The organism is Aeromonas sp. sia0103, from assembly GCF_963895295.1.
Lineage (GTDB): Bacteria > Pseudomonadota > Gammaproteobacteria > Enterobacterales > Aeromonadaceae > Aeromonas > Aeromonas encheleia.
The window spans coordinates 107,224-125,286 of the sequence record NZ_CAWQKG010000055.1 but is presented as its reverse complement, the minus strand read 5'-3'; the positions used below and the strand labels follow the sequence as shown (position 1 = coordinate 125,286).

Annotated in this window: 13 protein-coding genes; 1 reads left to right on the top strand and 12 read right to left on the bottom strand. The window is 61.1% G+C overall.

From position 1 onward, the window contains the following. Positions 1-109: 109 nt before the first annotated feature. The 5 genes from AACW18_RS16530 to AACW18_RS16510 all read right to left on the bottom strand — a co-directional run bounded on the left by AACW18_RS16530 (position 110) and on the right by AACW18_RS16510 (position 5,060). Positions 110-1,210, bottom strand: a complete 1,101-nt coding sequence (locus AACW18_RS16530) for a dihydrolipoamide acetyltransferase family protein (protein WP_218389266.1) — start codon at positions 1,208-1,210, stop codon at positions 110-112. Next, on the bottom strand, positions 1,207-2,190 hold the full coding sequence (locus AACW18_RS16525) for an alpha-ketoacid dehydrogenase subunit beta (RefSeq protein ID WP_042654915.1): 984 nt from the start codon (positions 2,188-2,190) through the stop codon (positions 1,207-1,209). The genes AACW18_RS16530 and AACW18_RS16525 overlap by 4 nt, the downstream gene beginning before the upstream one ends. After that, positions 2,183-3,280, bottom strand: a complete 1,098-nt coding sequence (gene pdhA / locus AACW18_RS16520; RefSeq protein ID WP_218389265.1) for a pyruvate dehydrogenase (acetyl-transferring) E1 component subunit alpha — start codon at positions 3,278-3,280, stop codon at positions 2,183-2,185. The genes AACW18_RS16525 and pdhA overlap by 8 nt, the downstream gene beginning before the upstream one ends. 271 nt (positions 3,281-3,551) lie before the next feature. Next, the gene (gene astE / locus AACW18_RS16515) at positions 3,552-4,565 is read right to left on the bottom strand and encodes a succinylglutamate desuccinylase (RefSeq protein WP_218389264.1); all 1,014 of its coding nucleotides are present in this window, start codon (positions 4,563-4,565) and stop codon (positions 3,552-3,554) included. A gap of 285 nt (positions 4,566-4,850) precedes the next feature. After that, positions 4,851-5,060: a DUF1127 domain-containing protein gene (locus AACW18_RS16510; protein WP_042654918.1), complete on the bottom strand. Its 210-nt coding sequence runs from the start codon at positions 5,058-5,060 to the stop codon at positions 4,851-4,853. Positions 5,061-5,583: 523 nt separating this feature from the next. On the opposite strand from AACW18_RS16510, the gene AACW18_RS16505 reads away from it, so the two are divergent. Then, positions 5,584-6,477, top strand: a complete 894-nt coding sequence (locus AACW18_RS16505) for a DNA replication terminus site-binding protein (RefSeq protein ID WP_042654919.1) — start codon at positions 5,584-5,586, stop codon at positions 6,475-6,477. 131 nt (positions 6,478-6,608) lie between these two features. On the opposite strand, the gene AACW18_RS16500 is transcribed toward AACW18_RS16505, so the two are convergent. The 7 genes from AACW18_RS16500 to AACW18_RS16470 all read right to left on the bottom strand — a co-directional run bounded on the left by AACW18_RS16500 (position 6,609) and on the right by AACW18_RS16470 (position 18,060). Then, entirely contained in the window at positions 6,609-10,451 is a 3,843-nt protein-coding gene (locus AACW18_RS16500) for a DEAD/DEAH box helicase (RefSeq protein ID WP_218389263.1), read from the bottom strand. A 220-nt stretch (positions 10,452-10,671) separates the two neighbouring features. Continuing rightward, positions 10,672-11,325 (bottom strand): YceH family protein, encoded by a 654-nt coding sequence (locus tag AACW18_RS16495; protein WP_218389262.1) that lies wholly within the window; start codon positions 11,323-11,325, stop codon positions 10,672-10,674. 293 nt (positions 11,326-11,618) lie between these two features. Beyond that, positions 11,619-12,071, bottom strand: a complete 453-nt coding sequence (locus AACW18_RS16490; protein WP_042654945.1) for a glycine zipper 2TM domain-containing protein — start codon at positions 12,069-12,071, stop codon at positions 11,619-11,621. Between the two features lie 180 nt (positions 12,072-12,251). Further along, positions 12,252-13,970: a PglL family O-oligosaccharyltransferase gene (locus AACW18_RS16485; RefSeq protein WP_256351921.1), complete on the bottom strand. Its 1,719-nt coding sequence runs from the start codon at positions 13,968-13,970 to the stop codon at positions 12,252-12,254. A gap of 97 nt (positions 13,971-14,067) precedes the next feature. Next, positions 14,068-15,144, bottom strand: coding sequence for an LPS O-antigen chain length determinant protein WzzB (locus AACW18_RS16480; RefSeq protein ID WP_218389261.1), 1,077 nt, complete (start codon positions 15,142-15,144; stop codon positions 14,068-14,070). A gap of 720 nt (positions 15,145-15,864) precedes the next feature. Continuing rightward, positions 15,865-16,782: a dTDP-4-dehydrorhamnose reductase gene (gene rfbD, locus AACW18_RS16475; protein WP_218389260.1), complete on the bottom strand. Its 918-nt coding sequence runs from the start codon at positions 16,780-16,782 to the stop codon at positions 15,865-15,867. 6 nt (positions 16,783-16,788) lie between these two features. Continuing rightward, a complete protein-coding gene (locus tag AACW18_RS16470) occupies positions 16,789-18,060 on the bottom strand; it encodes a sugar transferase (protein ID WP_218389259.1) in 1,272 nt (423 codons plus the stop codon). Between the last annotated feature and the right edge of the window lie 3 nt (positions 18,061-18,063).

Here is an 18,063-nt window from a genome sequence, read left to right as displayed (position 1 = left end):
ATCATACTCATTGACATAACTAATGCCCTTTCAAGCTGGTTTAGATTATACGTGCCTTTGTTGATTACGCAACCAAATTTGCACCCTGCCGGGGGCAGGGTGCAATCGCTTACGCATCCGCCGCTTCCAGTGCCTGAACCAGGGCTTTGAGGAAGCGCGCCGCCTCGCCGCCGGTGCAGGCGCGGTGGTCGAAAGTCATCGACAGTGGCAGTGCCCGGACCGGCCGCGCCTCCCCATGGATGAAGACCACTTTTTCAAACAACTTGCCCGCCCCTATGATGGCCACCTGTGGCGGCGTGACTATGGGACTGGCGTAGCGACCCGCGATGGCGCCGAAGTTGGTGAGGGTAATGGTCGCCCCTTGCAACATCTCCCGCGGCACGGCTCGCGCCTTCACGTCGGCGATCATCCGGTCCAGCCCCTGGCGGATATCCGCCCTCTCCCGCTCGGCCACGTTCTCCATCACCGGCACATAGAGCCCGTGTTTGGAGTCAACCGCGATGGCCACGTTGACCTCCCTGAACAGCCGTCTCGACAGGGTATCCCCGTCAAACCAGGCATTCATGGATGGCTCGGCGCGACAGGCCACGCCGATCGCCTTGATGAGGCGCACGGTGACGTCCTCATCGGCCCGCCAGTGGCGCAAGTCCACCTCGTCGGTGATGCTGACCGGCACCACCGTCTGGTGAGAGAGTTCCATCGCCTTGGCCATGGCCCGGCGCGAACCCTTGAGGAACTCGTTGCCGCTGCTCTGCAGCGCTTCGAAGGCGCTCTGCACGTCCTGCTCGGTCACCATGCCGGCATGGCCGCTGCCCTTGAGCCTGTCGATGTCCAGCCCCAGCTTCTGCGCCAGCAGGCGCACCGCCGGCATGGCCTGCACCAGGGAGCCTCCGGGCGCCATGGTGCCCACCACGAAGTGATCCTCGATGTGCTGCTGATGGGCGCTGACCTTGCCCACCACGGTGCCATCGTCTTCGCCCCCTTCAAACTCCACCAGCGGCGCGCCGATATGGAGTATGTCCCCCTCCTGGCCGCAGAGTCGGGCGATCACCCCCGCCACCGGCGAGGGCACATCCACCAGTGCCTTGGCGGTCTCCACCGACAGCAGCACCTGATCGACACTCACGGTATCGCCGGCACTCACCTTCCATTCGACGATCTCGGCCTCGGCCAATCCTTCGCCCAGATCCGGTAATTTGAAAAATTTCATGACCATTTCTCCATCAGCTGGTGAGCCGCATCCGCAATATCCTGCTCGGTGATGAGGTAATACTCTTCGTTGCGATAGTAGGGCACGGCGGCATCCACCCCGGTGAGCCGCTTGGGTGGCGCCTTGAGGCTGGTGAGCGCCTCCTCGGTGACCCGCGCCACAATTTCGGCACCGACTCCGAAGCTGCCGCACGCCTCGTGCACCACCAGCAGGCGACCGGTCTTGCGCACCGAGGCCAGAATGCTCTCCATGTCCAGCGGCTTGATGGTGGCGAGATCCAGCACCTCGCACTGGATGTCCTGCTCCGCCAGCAGGGCGGCGGCCCGCATCACCTCCTGGATGCAGGCGCCCCAGGCAACTATGGTGAGATCCCGTCCGGGCCTCAGGGTGAAGCAGACATCCAGCGGCAGGCCGACACCGTCATCCACCACGTCCGACTTCATGGAGCGATAGATGCGATCCGGCTCGAAGAACATCACCGGATCCGGGTCGCGGATGGCCGAGAGCAGCAAGCCATATGCCCGTCTCGGGCTGGAGGGGATGACCACCCGCAGGCCCGGAATATGGGCGAACAGCGCCTCGACGCTCTCGCTGTGGTGCTCAGGCGAGTGAATGCCAGCGCCATAGGGCGAGCGGTAGACGATGGGACAGGAGAGTCGGCCACGGGTGCGGTTGCGCATCCGTGCCGCCTGGCAGATGATCTGCTCCATGCCGGGGAAGATGAAGCCCTGGAACTGGAACTCGGCCACCGGCTTGAGCCCCTGGGTCGCCATGCCGACCGCTACCCCGGCGATCAGCCCCTCCGCCAGCGGGGTGTCGATCACCCGCTTGAAACCGAACTTGTCGCGCAGGCCCACGGTGGCGCGAAACACCCCGCCGTTGACCCCCACATCCTCACCCAGCACCACCACGTCGGGGTCGCGCGCCATCTCATGGTGCAACGCCAGATTGATGGCTTCGAGCAGTGTGATGTCACTCATGATGTGTCTCCCCGCCGTGCAGCTGCATGCCCTTGGCGATGATGCGCTGGCGCTGCGCCCGATAATCCTTGGGCAGCTCGGCAAACTGGTAATCGAGCACGGTTTCCGGCGCCTGCCGTATCGTGCTCTCGTAAGCGGCGACGGCTCGCTCGACCTCCCGGCTCGCCTCCGTCAGCAGCGCCTGCTCCTGATGCTCGTCCCACCAGCCCTGCCCGGCCATGAACTGGCGCAGCCGCTTGACCGGCTCCTTGGCCCAGGCGGCTTCCACCTCGGCGGCATCGCGGTAGCGGGTCGCATCATCGGCGGTGGTGTGATCCCCGAGCCGGTAGCTGATGGCCTCGATCAGAGTCGGCCCCTTGCCGGCACGCGCCCGCTCGACGGCGGCGCGGGTCGCCTCATAGACGGCCACCACGTCGTTGCCGTCGACCTGAATGCTGCGCACCCCGGCCCCTATCCCTTTCTGGGCCAGAGTGGGGGCGCTCGACTGCAACTTGCGCGGTACCGAGATGGCCCACTGGTTGTTGTTGATGACCATCACCATGGGCAGATGCCAGACGCCGGCGCAGTTGAGCCCCTCCAGGAAGTCTCCCTTGGAGGTGCCGCCATCGCCTATGGTGACCACGGCGACGCGGGGCTGATTGCGCAGCTTGAAGGCAGCCGCGATGCCAGCGGCGTGGGTGATCTGGGTGGCGATAGGGATGCAGATGGGCAAGTCTTCCGACAGCTCGCCATCGGCCTTGTAGAAGACGCTGCCCCGTTCATCCCCGCCCCAATACTGCAGGTTCTGCTCCATGGGCACGCCCCGCACATAGAGGGTGGGCATGTCCCGGTAGTAGGGCACATAGACATCCTGAGGCTGCATGGCGAGACCGACCCCAATCCCGACCGCCTCTGCCCCCAGGTGGGAGGGAAAGGTGCCGAGCTTGCCGGTTCGCTGCAGTGCAATCGCTTTCTTGTCGTAGCTGCGCACCATCACCATGTTGCGGTAGAAGGTGTGCAGGGTCGCCTTGTCCAGCCAGGTCGGTAGTGTCTCGACCGGGCGCCCTTCCTCATCGAGGTAGCGAAGGAAAGGGATGTCGACATGGGTCATAACTGGCTCCTTGCCGTTGTCAACGTCACCACCATGAGGTGACACCTGAAATGTAAACAACATGTTAAGTAAAGGGCAATGGAATTTAACCAGGTAAGACCAGTAGAAACTTCTTTAATTTCAGAAAGAAGATAAGATTTTCGGCGAGCGGAAACGAAGAAGGGAGCCCTTTCGGGCTCCCTGTCATGCTGAGTTTGGGATCACTGCCATAATCCGATAGCCGCCACCAGCCGCCAGAGGCGCAGGTTCGGCGTGCAGAGGTAGGCTCAGATCACTCCCACAGGCGGGTCGGCACCACCAGCAGCATGGTACGCTGACCGATGGCCACGCTGGCATTGGGGAACACCACCGCCTCCCGCGGTTTCTCTACCCTGTATTGCAGATCCCCGTCTTCCGCCAGCACAAATCCCTGGGGAAACTCGGTGAAATTGTCCACATCGCTGGCGAACAGGAAACGAAACTGCGCCGAGCGCTTGTTGATCACCCGATCGATGGCAAAAATCGTGAAGTCATCCGCCCGCCAGGGCTCCACGCCAACCTCATCCTGGGTCACCAGCTCCTGCAACGCCTGCCGGGCCTCGATGAAGCGGGTCATGTCGTTCTCCCCGAACGGGCGCACCTTGCCGAGCTCCACCGTGAAGGCATGGGCACCATGCTGGTGCGAGCTGTAATAGCTGAAGGTGGTGGTCGGGCCGCTGGAAAGCAGTATGGTGCGCACCCCGCAGGCACCGAGGAACTGCACCTGCTCCTTGCAGTGCGGCCGCTCGTGGGGGAAGGGATAAACCGCAAACTTCTCGTGACGCGAGCCGCGGATGGCGGTGTGCAGATCGTAGTGATAGCGGGGCCTGGTGGGATCGGCGAAGAAGCGGCTCACATGTTGCTCCAGCTCCATGGCGCGGATCCGCTCCCTGTTGCAAAGTCCCTCCCCCTTGCTGTGGGCGCCGGAGAAGAGCCGGTTCATGTTCTCCTCCACCTCCCGCAGCCCCAGGTTCATGGCCGCCGGATTGCCAAACAGGAACAGCACCCGGTGGCGAGCCCTGAGCTCCCCGCTGAGCAGCCGGGTCAGCAGCTGGTTGCAGATCTCGATGGGGGCAGTCTCGTTACCGTGGATGCCGCAGGAGAGCACTATGTCCTTGCGTCCCCCCGCCCCATTGACGGGTTCCAGGCAGAGCACGCCGGTGTCCCACACGCTCACCCGGGTGCCATCCGGCAGATAGAATGCAAAGGGATCAAGCTGCCATTCGTGGCGGCGGGTCAGGGCCAAAAAGTCATGCTGGGGAATCATCCGTCTCACCCTCTTGTCTGGAATGCTATGGCCGGATTATACCCAAGGCGGGCAGGCTTAAAATCGATTTTTAAACAAATTCAAACAGTAAGGATACAAAGATGGCGACAGCTGGTGACAAGTCGAACGGTACGGGGAACAGATGGGGGAGATTTCAGGACTGAGGCTGCAAGGGGACAAAATGGGTCATGATGCTGGGTGGCAAGGCGCCACATCGGCAAGCGGGATGCCGGGGAAAACGGAGTACGGGATCAGCGGAAAAACGAGGCATCCATGCCCGGCTGATCAACCACGCCAGAACGGCTTGGTGGTCTCTTGATAGCGGTCGGCTTCGTTCAGGCCGATGTCCTTGAGCAGATAGGCGGGCAGCTCGGAGAGCTGGCGACGGCTGCGGCTGCGTTCCAGCCAGGTCACTACGGTCGTTTTCACGCGAGCAGCCAGATTCGATTGGCTGGAATGCTGATAACCGGCTTCGGTATACGTCATGTTGGCCATGATATGGCTCCTCTCTCTAGTTCTGCGCAAGGCTCGGATTTGATGCGCAAAGCTTAGTCAGGCGGAGGGAGTGGCTCAATTGACGAATTTTGATACAACACATGAGTAAAACTAATGGCTGATATGGCCAACCACCAAGACATAACCGATTGATTCTAAATGATTAAATTGTGGTCTCATTTCCCTGCACGACCTAGCAGCATATTCTCCTGCATGCGCTACTTCTAACTATGCAGTTTCCAGCAGTAGCTATGCAGACCAGGTATTTCGGGGAGGACGCTGTCACGGGGCATTCACATCCAGTTGTTAATCAAGAGATCTTTTATTGATCCTTATTTAACAGACAGATACAAAATATACACTCTCAAATGGCTACTATTTTCAGGCCGCACCGAATCCTCATAACAGGAGACACTTGGCGCGCTTTCGGCATGCTGGTATGGTTATTTATACAGTAGTTTAGCCATGTATCCCGTCGGCCTCATTGCGAGCGCCGGATCGGATGCGATCACAGGATAAGCCGATGGACACCTTTACCCCGACCGCCGCCTTGCGTCAACAGATGGAGGCCCTCGAAGCGGCGCTGGCCCGCCTGGCTCAGCAGTTGAGTCGACTCCCGCTGCAAGAGGGCCATGTCTATCCCCTCCCCGCCGTGCCGCAGGGAGAGGAGCACGATCCCATCGCCCAAATAGAGGTCGGTTATCTGGGGGGCGACGCGGCGCTGGCCGCCGCGATCGCCGCCTATCAGGATCACAGCGCCCGCCCCGGCTGCTCAACCAAGGCGACCCACCGGCTGCCCGGCTGGCTACGCTTCCCCGCCGCCAGCGCCAGCCTGCTGCGCCCGCTGCTCGATGAGATCAACGCCCACAAGCTCGCCTTCAAGGCCCTGGTGCAGCAGGCGGGAGGGCGGGATGAGAAGTTCGAGTTGGTGCACCAGGCGTTGCCCGGGGTCATCACCCTGCAGGTCTACCGCAAGCTGACCCTGCTGGAGGGGGAGCTGCATTCGCTGGGCTTTACCTGGGCCGACAAGCAGAGTATCAGTCGCCTCAGCCGCGATCAGGTGCTCGAGATGCTGGAGCGCAGCCGCCGCTATATCCCGGCGCTCTCCAACAACGAGGAGTGGAGCAAGATGGTGGATCAGGAGGTGTATGACATTCGCCGTCTGCCCGCCGACGCCGAGCTGCGGATCCGGCGGCCGGTCAAGACCCACCCCATGATCAACCTTCTCTGGCAGGACAGGGAGCCGCGCAAGCAGCAGCTCAAGGCGAGCCTGCCGCTGCTGCTCTGCTCGGACACCCCGCCCAGCGTCACCCACCTCGGCCACTACCCGCCCAAGCTGCGCCAGGCGCGGCGGGATCGCAAGATAGGCGGCGAGGCCATCATAGAGCGGCTGCACCTCTATCGCTATCAGGGCTAGCCGCTCCCTCAGCCAGACATATTGCAGAGATGCCCTGACGCTGGAAATGAGCGCCCTGAAGCACTGAAAAAAGACGAGGGGGATGGTCACCGGACCATCCCCCTCTCGCACACAGGCAACCACCGCCGTCATCAGCTCATCAGCAGGGCGCGCAGGCTCTCCACATCCAGGCCACGGACCTCGGACTGACCGCTGAGCAGGCCATCGGCCAGCGCCCGTTTCTCGTCGTGCAGCGCCACGATTTTCTCCTCCACCGTCTGCTCGCACACCAGCCGATACACGGTCACCGGCTGGGTCTGCCCCATCCGGTGGGCCCGATCGCTCGCCTGATCCTCCACCGCCGGGTTCCACCAGGGATCCAGGTGCAACACGGTATCGGCCTGGGTCAGGTTCAGACCGGTGCCACCGGCCTTGAGGCTGATGAGGAACAGCGGGACAGGTTCGTGACGGAACCGCAGGATGGACTCCTGGCGGGACTTGGCGGAGCAGCCGCCGTCCAGATAGCAGTAGTCCCACTGCTTCTGCTCGATGCGGGCCCGCAGCAGGCTCAGCAGATCGACGAACTGGCTGAACACCAGCACCCGATGACCGCCGTCGATGGCCTCCTCCAGCAGCCCCATGGCCTCGTCCAGCTTGCTGCTGGTCTGACTCCACTCCGGCATCACCAGCTTGGGGGAGCAGCAGAGCCGGCGCAACCGGGTCAGGCCGCTCAGCACGTGCATCAGGGCACGGCCATCGGCGCTCTGCACCTGCTGCACCACCTCGCGCCGGGTCGCCTCGTAGAGCTGGCGCTCCTCGGGGGAGAGGCTGATGTGATGGATGATCTCGGTCTTGTCCGGCAGCTCGGTCAGCACCTGCTGCTTGAGGCGGCGCAGGATGAAGGGGCTGATCACCGCCCGCAGCAGCGCCATGTGCTGGGGATCCTTCACCGCCTTGCCGAAGCGACGCTTGAACTCGCCGAGGCTGCCGAGCAGACCCGGGTTGATGAAGGTGAACAGGCTCCACAGCTCCCCCAGGTGGTTTTCGATGGGGGTGCCGGAGAGGGCCAGACGAAAATCTCCCTCGAGCTGGAACAGCAGCTTGGCGCGCTGGGTGCCGGCATTCTTGATCTGCTGGGCCTCGTCCAGCACCATGCTCGCCCAGCGGCGGGACTTGAGTGCCTGCGCCAGGCTGCCGAGCATGCCGTAGTTGACCAGGATGATCTGGCCGGCCCTGGCATCGCGGATCAGCCCTTCCCGCTCGGAGGGCTGCTCGAACACCACCACCTCCAGTTCGGGGGCGAAGCGGGCCACCTCCTCCTGCCAGTTGGTGACCACTGACTTGGGCACCACCACCAGCGCCGGGCCCAGATGCTGCCGCATGCGCAGCACGACCAGCGCCTGCAGCGTCTTGCCGAGCCCCATGTCATCGGCCAGACAGGCGCCGAAGCCGTGATGGGCCAGGGTCGCCATCCAGCGCACCCCGTCCTTCTGATAGTCCCGCAGTGCCGTCAACAGCTCGGGGGCACAGTCTACCTCCTGCTGCCACTCCTGCTGCAACGACTGCCAGGCATCATCCCCTGCGGTGGTCACCGCCGACAGCAGGCGGGCCAGCGGATAGGCCAGCTTGTTGTTAATGCGCTGATCGGCGTCCAGCATGGCGCCCAGCATGGTGAGTCGCTCCACCAGCTTGTCGCTCAGCATCAGGCTGGTCTTCTCGTCGAGCTGGACGGTGCGCTGACCCGGGGTCAGCTGGCGCAGGATGAGGCGCAGGTCGAGGATCTGGTGCTCGTCCAGCGCCAGGGCTCCCTCAATCTGGAACCAGTCCTGGCGCCGCTCGATGCGCAGGCTGAGGGCCGCCTCGTCGAGGCTCTTGAGGCGAGCGCTGTCCTGGTGCCAGTGAATGACCACTCCGGCCTCCACCAGCTCGGGCAGCGAGTTGACCAGGGTCAGCGCCTGCTCACCCTCCAGCTTCCATTCGTTGCCTGGCAGCCCGATGGGCAGCTGGTTGCGCAGCAGCTGAGCCTCGCCCTTCTCGGCGGCGAGATCCCGCTGCCAGTAGTGATAATCCCTGACTCCCTGGCGCACTATGGCCTCCCCCTTGCCGAGCGGCAACGGTGGCAGCTCCCCCTGCCGGGTCACCAGCTGGACCACCAGCTGGCCATCCTGCCAATCCAGCTGGACCGAGGGCACCCCAGGCCAGGGGGCGAGTTCGGCATTGCCCTGCAGCCCCGCCACCTGGCTGTGCCATGGCAGCTCGGGGATGGCGTCCAGGGTGCGTTGCAGCTCCGCCAGTCCGGCCTCGGGCAACAGGGGGATGGATTCGAGCGCCGGCAGTCTGTCCAGCAGGGCCTGCGGGGTCAGGATGAGCTGCCACAGGTCCTGCGCCAGGGGCACTATGTGCGCCCCGCGCGCCGCGGCAAGCGGGCTCAGCACGGCGCTCATGCCCTGCTCGGTGGCCACTATCTGCAGCAGGGGGGCACTGATGGCCAGTTGCAGCTTCTGCCCCTTGGCGTTGAACAGGCGGGGGTGCTCGGCGAGCGGCGCCCAAGCCTCCCGCGGCAGCTTGCTCATCACCCGCGGCAGGGTGCGCACCAGCGCCCAGTCCGCCTCGTCGAGCAGGGCGGCGTACTGGGTGGAGAGCAGGGCCGGATCGACCCGGCGACCAGCGGTCCACTCCCCCTTGGTGCTCTGCTTCTGGATCTTGCACTCCAGCTCGGGGCCATCCGCATGGAGCAGCCACACCAGCCGCTCTTGTGCCTTGCGCACACCGCTGGAGCGCCCCAGCCCCTGCAGCCAGTTCAGCCAGCTGGCCGAGGCGGGCGTCTTGTCTTCGTCATCCTGCTCATTGCTCACATCTGCCTCAGCGGCGGCGCGCAGCCGCTGCAACGGGGCGTGCTGCGCCCCCATGCCCAGCAAGAGTCGCAGCAGATCCTGGCAGAAGGCCATCAGGCGGTGACGCGGGCTCGCCTCCAGCACATGGGAGAGATCCCACTTGTGCAGTATGGCGACCTGGGGGCTCTGCTCGCCGTGCCGCGCCAGGGCGCAGAGATCGAGCCAGAGATAGCCCCAATGGAGCTCCTCCAGCGGCAGTTGCAGGGTATCGAACAGACCGACCGACTGGCCGTGGCGATCACCGGCCCACTGGCCCAGCAGATCGCTCAGCAGAGGGAAATGATTGCCCAGACTGCGCTGCCACTTCTTGCGCTGCTCGCTGGCGAGCACGGGATCGGCCTGTTGCAGCCAGCCCAGCCAGAGCAGGGCGCTGAACAGCCGGGGCCAGGGCTCTTGCGCCGCCGGCGCCTGCCACTGCCCCAGCGCGCTGAGCAGCCGCTCGGCCAGGGGTTGATCTCCCCCCCGCTCGGCCAGCTGCTGCAGAGCCGGCCAGTAAGTGGTTACCTCGCCGTCCGGCGCGCCACAGAGCCAGCTCCACTCCGCAGCCAGCGTCTCGACCCGGCCCGCCAGCGCAGGGGCACAGGCCGCCGTGACGCGCGCCAGCGGCCAACCGTCCTCGGGCTCGGCGTCGAGCAGGGTCTGCAGGGCGAAATGCTCGAGCAGCAGCCCTTGCCACTCGGGGCTTGAGCCCGGCAGCAGGCGGTGAGCATCGGGCAAGTCCAGCAGGCTCAAGAGCTCCGCGCTCTGGTAATAGGCCGGGATCTGACCCGCCTCCCCCAGGCAGAGTTCACGCACCAGGGCCTGCGCCAGCTCCTGGCCGGTGACCGAGGGGACCCGGGTCCAGTCCGGCATGGGGCATTCCCCCGCCCGTACCGCCAGGATCAGGGCCAGGGTTCCTTCCGCCGTCAGGCTCCACTGCTGCTCCCCACGCAGCCGCACCAGCCCTTGCTGCTGCAGCTGGTTCAGCCGATCAGCCAGCGCCAACCCGGGGGAGTGCTGCGCGTGCAGCGTCTCCTGCAAATAGCGGGTACTGGCGGCGCGCTGCAGTTGCAGCTCGCTGAGCAGGGCATGGCAATCCGAAGAGAGGGTGAAGGCTGACATCAGAACTCGCGGGCAGGTGCAAAGGCGGAATTTTAACGGGAAAGCGGCGGCGGCTCGACCCTTAACCGCGAATTAGTACAAAAAAAAGCGCAGGGCGCATAAAACGAGGGGATGAAACGGGCAGAGCTCACCGCCATGACGCGGTGAAGAAGAGCGGGAATACCCACCAAAGCGCCATAAAAAAAGGCGCCTGAGCGCCTCTTTGCAATGACGGGATGAATCAGCCTTCCAGCTGGGCCAGCCGTGCCTCCAGGGCCTGTAACTGGGCCTTGAGGCTTTCTACTTCCTCTTCCAGCACACTCAGTCGATCGGCGGCGGGAGAGGCAGAGTGACTGGCGGGGGCGGCCTCGGCCAGCGCTTGCAGATCGATCTCGCCGCTGAACAGGTGGGCGTAACGGGATTCCCGCTTGCCCGGCTCGCGCGGCAGTTTGACCACATAGGGCCCCTGCTCGCTGAGATCGGCCAGCACGGCATCCACCTGGGTCACATCATCGAAGCTGCACAGGCGGTTGGTGCGCGAGCGCAGCTCGCCCGGGGTCTGCGGGCCACGCAACAGCAGCTCACAGAGGATGCCGAGCGCCTGCGCCGAGAATTTCAGCTCGCCGAATTCGGTATTGCAGAAGCGGTGTTGATAACGGGGCACCCTTGCATTGAAGCCGGCGGTGTTGACCACCAGCCGACGGCGGATCAGTTCATCCACCACGGCGCGGATATCCAGCTCGGAGAGCTCCAGCACGGGTTCGCGGTTGCTCTTCTGATTGCAGGCATTGACCAGCGCGTTGAGAGAGAGGGGGTATTGATCCGGCGTGCAGATCTCTTTCTCTATCAGGCAGCCGATCACGCGCGCCTCGAGTGGGCCTAGTACTAACTCCATTTCAACCTCCCTTACCAAACGTTAAGGGCCTCATCTTAACCAAGGCGCCCTCGTCGTCCAGCAGAGAAACCTGTTTTTGCGAGCCGGTGAAAACCTTGATGAAACATCGCACAACCCAGAAGGCAGCACCCGGTGAACAGCCAGCTTCTTTCGAGGCCTGGTATCGGTTTGATCAGAGTCGCACATCAACCGCACTGAACCCGAGTGGTGCCACAGCCCGGCAGCCGTGCCCTTCTCTCCGCGGCTTATGCTCGCCATGGGACACGGCCTGGATGCCATGACCGAGCAAAGCCTTAGACCGACTTGTCGACCTGGGTGTCCGTCCCCGTGGTCAGGATGCGCACCTTGTCTCCCTTGTTGAAGATGAGATTGGGATCGTTCTCCTGCACGACGTTGAGCAGTTTCCCTGCCTGAGTCTTGATCTGCAGCTCGACCGTCTGCTTGCCCTGGGTGGTGCCCTGTTCACTCTGACGGCGGCGCGAGGCCTCGGCCCCCGCGACCGCCCCCACAGTGGTGGCGACGGTCTGGCCGGAGCCACCGCCGAATTGACTGCCAACGGCGGCCCCCAGGGCGGCGGCGCCTATGGTGCGCAGCGGCCGGGCGCCCTGATGAGTGGCGGTATTCGCCTGGGTGATGATGCGGCTCTCCTGCACTGTCCCGTATTCCACCTGGCTACTGGTGCCGGCCATGCCGGGTGAACTGATCAGGATGAGCAGGCTGGCGGCGATAGATGCTATTTTCTTCACGATGTCGACTCCGATGACAAAGGCGCCCCGGCGTTGGGCACCTGGCTTGCGGATGGCAGATAAATTCCTGCCATTTTTTCAAGAGACTACACCGCCAATCCTGACTGTGAGCTTGCCCGAAACAACAATGGCGGCAGCCTCTTCCTTGTCATCGAACCAGAATAAATCCGTGGCACAACATCAACTTGACGGCTTGCGCTCCAGGGTCGCCGCGACCGACTTGCCCGCCGAGCCGGTGAGCAAGGGCTCACCCGGATAGAGCATCAGTGCCTGGGTACGCAGGCGCTTCGCCTCCTCCTGCCGCCCCAGCGCATCGAGGGCTAGCACCATGTTGGCGTAGATGTTGGCTCTGGGGGTGTGGCGCACGAACTCCTGCCCCCAGTCGAGATACGCCTCCAGCTCCGTCTTATTGTGAGCCTGCAGGCCGACCATCAGGCGCACCGCATTCACGTCGAACTCCACCCGGGTCAGCCAGGCCATGGGGTTGACGATGTCCAGCAACAGGGTCGGCTGCTTGTAGCCACCACGCTCATACTTGGTCACCACCCAGGCGGTATGAATGGCCGTGAGCATGAAGGGCACCACGACCAGTGGAATACCGATGGCCAGGAAGCGCAGCAACAGCCAGGGGCGATAGACATATTCCCGCCAGTTGGCGTGGCCAAAGGCCTGCGCCCCCTCCTCCACTTCCGCATCCAGCACATAGATGAGCAGCAACAGGGCCCACCAGAGGGCGATGGCGTGGTAGAGGGGATACTCGGTCTGGGTGTGCAGCAGTATGGGGGTCACCAGCGCCAGCAGCGCCGACCCCTTGACCCAACCGGCCTTGGTCAAGCGCCACAACAGAGCGCCGCCCATCAGCAGCATGCCGATCATGGGGGCCAACCCCCCTTCCACCGCCCAGTAGAGAAACTCGTTGTGGGGGTGATCCAGGTTGTATTCGATCTGCACCATGGCGGGGTTCTGTGCCTTGTCGGCCATGTAGTGCTGCAGGAAGACGGGCTCGAAACTGCCATAACCCCAACCGGTCCAGGGCGCCTCGGCGATCAGCTTGGCGGCATAGGGCCAGTAGATGGAACGCATGCCGCCGGACTGATAGATTTCCAGCCCTCTCTTGGCCCCCGCCATCCCGTATTGGGATGCCAGCCCCAGGGCGATGCCCAGCCCAACCAGCCCCAGTACCCGACCTAGCTGTCGCTGGCGATAGAGCTGCGGCGCAAGCAGGAGCAAGGCCAACAGCCCGCCAAGCTGCCCCACCCGCGACTGCAGCACCACCAACAGCAGGCTGGCTGCCAGGATCACGCCATAGCGCAGTCCCCGCAGCCAGCCGTTGGCCAGCCCCCGCAGCTCCAGCCAGATGGCGAGGGATAATCCGGTCGCCATGAAGCTGGCCATCACATTGGGTTGCTGGAAGATGCCGTAAGGGCGATTGGTCTGGGTGTCATAGCCGAGCCAGTTGCCCGGCGTCAGCAGGTAGTACTGCACCAACCCGAGCAATGCCTCAATAACCACCGCCCCCAGCAGCAGATAGAGCAGCCGGTCACGCGCCTCGCGAGCCAGTTGCCACTGGTAGAGGCAGAACAGAAACAACAGGCCGGTGAACAACCCTAACAGACGGGGGATGGCGTAATCCTTGAGCTCAAAACTCGGGTATGCCATGGGTAACAACAGCAGCAATCCACCTAGCCATAGCCCGGTCTGCAGTGACGAGAAGACCAGCTTCTGCTGCAGCGTGACCTGCCACAGCCCCACACCGATGACCAGACTGGCAAAGATCCAGCCCCAGGCATTGAATGGCAGATAGAGCCCGGCCCCTCCCGGGTTGTGCATGAAGAAATGCATGCCCAGCAGCCAATAGAGCACACTGACCATGCCAAAGGCCTTTATTGTTACCTTCATCTTCCCTGACCCCCACGCACTCAGATTCATAGCACCATCACCAGCATCCCAAGAAGCAAAAAGGGGGCTGAGCCCCCTTTGATTCACTTAGCAACGATTATGCCTGTTCTGGTCTGCGAAAGGCATGCCGTATCAGCACAATACCGACCCCCAGCATGCCGCCGAGCAGAGTGGCCAGCACCACGATCAGGGGACGCTTGGGCTTGTCACGGCTCATCGGCTCATCAGGAGCATCAAGATAGGAGAAAGGACGGAACGTAATCCCTTCCAAGGAGACACGCTTCAGGCGCGCCATCTGCACTTGCAGAGACTGCAACTTGGGTTGGTAGAGCTCAAGGTCGATAGATTTGAGTAAAGATAATTTCTCTTCCAAGCCCTTGGAACCCAGCGAGATGGAGAGACGCTCCTGAGTGTCGTAGTTTTCCAGTGGCGCGGCGACACCTGCCGCCTTGGCCACTCTGTTGGCCAAGGCCAACTCGGAAATCTCCTGTTGCAGCGCGCGCTTGGTATCTTCTCGCATTATCACATACTGAGTGTTCATCCCCTCCAGCTGCAAATCACGCTGCTCACCGAGCCGGTGAACCAACTGCTGCTGTTGCAACTTGGTGATGTAGTCGACATACCCCTCCAGCATCACCAGCGAGCTCTCGGCGGTGGGGGCTGCAAAGGTGAGTACAACTTCCGGCGTCTCCCCCATCTTGCCTACAGGCTGAGCCGTCACCAGCTTGGCCCAGTCGCGTAACCAGCGCCGCAGAACCTTGTCATCAAGCACAAGTCCTTTCGCTTTTGCAAACTCGACAAACAAGGGGCTGCTTTTCAGGTAGCTTCGACGATTCTCATAGGCATTGAATTCCTGAACAAACTCCTGGTAGAGGCTTTTGCCACTGGGGAAATCTTTGAGCCCCAGTGCAGTTGCCTGCATCGCAATTTTTTGCATCGGCATCATATCTTCCGGCTTGGGTTCTGCAATCACGGCCGTTGCGGACCACTGCTGTGAGGCTGTCAGCGCATAGACCACGCCGACCAAACCACACACGCCAGCGATCAGTAGGATCAATATCTTCTGACGCCATAGCACCAGAATTAGCTCACGAAGATCAATCTCATCGCCAGAAGAGGCTTGCCAACCCTGCGGCAACTTATTATCTGAATTATCGAATACCTGTTTGTTCATACGGAGCTCTAAAAATAAGGTTACTTCCAGAAAATGGCGTGACGGTTTCGGTCAGAAAAACTAATCTAATGACACATTTTCTATCAAGGGCTACTCAATAGCCAGCGTCGGATCTGACCAGTGGAGAGTGCCGCCGCACAAAGGTGCATAATAATAGGTACATTTTCGCAACATATAGAACCATCCGCTCTACACATAAAAACCATGAGCAAAACCTGAGAGAACCCATAGATTTGTAGCATCTTCAGCTGGAGGTTGCAGCCCAACCCGTTGGCCATGGATCGGACCATTCGCTCGGAGATCACGGCCACATCGAAGATAGTAGCGGTAATCGCCTGAACTACTTTACCCTGTGACGATGTTGCAGACCATGAAATGTCCCTTGTAGGGAACGACTCAAATTGTCCTAAACGAAGCAAACATCACCACATTGCTAAGTAAAGGCCTGATAGAGAAAGCGTTACATGAGGCTACAAAGATAACCCTTCAGCCACGACCCTAAACGATCTCATAGGGGCAGAGACCTTGAGTTATCGCCCAGAAGCCCCTCTCGAAACCACTCACCTCTCGCTGGCTGTCGGAGGCGCCAGTATCGAGTCAGGTCGAGTCTCGACCTTTGAAACAGACCTCCAGACTCTTGTCCTCAAGATAACTTAGATTAAGACCAGTACTCTAGCCCCGAGGGGGGAGGGTTATAACGAGTGAGATAGATTGAGGGTGTTATTGGAAGGGGCATATCGCCGGCGCGGTTGGAAGGATGCCCTGACTCGCCAACCAGATGATCATCTCCTCCCGCCAGGGAGACGGGGTGATGCCAAACACTGCTGAGAACAAGCGACAATCAAGCCTGGAATTCAAGGGGCGACGGGCCTGCTGTGGCCACTGCTCAGAGAGAATAGGACGAACAGTGATCGATTGTGCCAGCAGTCCCAATCGATGTGCCTCCTCAACCAAGGCCGAGGCAAACCCGTGCCAACAAGTTTCCCCCTGGCAGCTCAGATGGTAGAGCCCGGTTTTTGTGGGTGAATGCAACACTTGCGACAACGCCATCATGCTCACCCTTGCCAACCAGTCTACTTGGGTGGGAGCCCCCCATTGATCGGCAACCACACTCAAGGGCTGCTCCTCCTTAGCCCCACGGAGAATGGTACGGGCAAAATGCCTCCCTTCCCCGCCATAGAGCCAACTCGTACGAATAATCAAATGGTTGGGACATAAAGCCTGTATCGCCCGCTCACCGGCATATTTCGTTGCACCATAGACATTGAGAGGTCTTGGCTGATCTGCCTCAGTCCAGGGTCTACTCCCACGACCATCGAACACATAATCGGTAGAGAAGCTCACCAACAAGGCGCCTAGAGCCTGCGCCCCCCGAGCCAGCTCCATCACAGCTCTGTGATTGATGCTATCAGCGAGATCAGGTTCCGACTCTGCAAGATCGACATCCGTATAGGCCGCCCCATTGATGATCACATCGGGATTATGATGGCGCAGGGCGAGCTCCAGGGTCTGCGGTTCTGTGATATCACACTCATCTCGCCCCAAAGCCCTCACTTGCCAATGAGGATACTCACACAACAGAACAGAAAAAAGAGCTCGCCCCAACTGGCCACGAGCCCCCAACAGTAGGATACGCATCCGGACTTACCGCGCCCCGAAGCCAGTCAGGATGGTGCGAATGGTCTTGAAGACTATGAGCACATCCAGCCAGAGCGAGAAGTGCTTGATGTAGTAAAAATCATGCTCAATCTTGATACGAGTGTCATCGGCATCGGCTGCATAGCCATGCACAACCTGGGCCCAACCACTGATCCCCGGCCGCACTATGTGGCGATACATATAAAAAGGGATCTCCCGCTCGAACTGATCGACGAAGGTTCGCTGCTCGGGTCTTGGCCCGATAAGGCTCATATCCCCCTTGAGCACATTGAAGAACTGGGGCAGCTCATCAATACGCAACTTGCGTATCACCTTGCCAACCCGCGTGACGCGCATGTCCCCATCTTGCGCGAATTGAGCGCCGTGTTGTTCCGAGTTCTGGCACATGCTGCGGAACTTGTAGATCCGAAAGTCCTGATTTCCCTTACCGACCCTGTTTTGCAGGAACATTACTGGTCCCGGGCTCTCCAGCTTGATCAATACGGCCGTCACCAGCATCAGCGGTGAAAATAGTGGGATTGCAATCACCGCAGCCAGTATATCCATGCCCCGCTTGACAAATGCGTATATGGGAGACGGCAACAGGGAGCCAAGCTGATTCTCATGAAGATGATCGATCTTCACCCGGCCAGTGAGGGTCTCGCTGATTTGCTTGATGTGATAAACGGGGATATGTGCCAAGGCACAACGGGCCAAGAATCTCTCCCATTCTCCAGCCAGATTTTCATCACGTAGATCAGCCACCACAGCGTCATAGCGGACGGCTCCTAAGTCTGGCGTGTCCAACAGACGCCACTGCACGCTGTCATGACTGGTCAGAGACTGATAATCACCAAAGGGAAGCAGCGCATACTTGGGAGTCCGGTAGCGGCGGCCTATAAAATAGACAACCCAGCAGCATAGAAGCGCCACTATGTAAGATTCAAAAAGCACCTGCCTGCTGTAGGGGAGTCGTAGAAAAAACAATACCCCTACCAGCAGACCATACAAGGTGGTTACCGTCGGTATCATATACGCAACCGGACTGGCTCCCGGATAGCGTAGGAAGCGATGAAGCACTATACCCGTAAGTAGGAAAGCCACAAAAGCCCCCACCAACGTATTGACTCTTACTGCATCAAGAGCACTCCAAAAATCCCAGCCCCAGCGCTCAATGGCAGGTAAACAGACAGCCAATAAAGCCCCAACGAAAAACAAGGATGGAGGGCTAAATAAAAATCGCTCATACCAACGAGAATGACGGCGCTGATAATTCAAAGT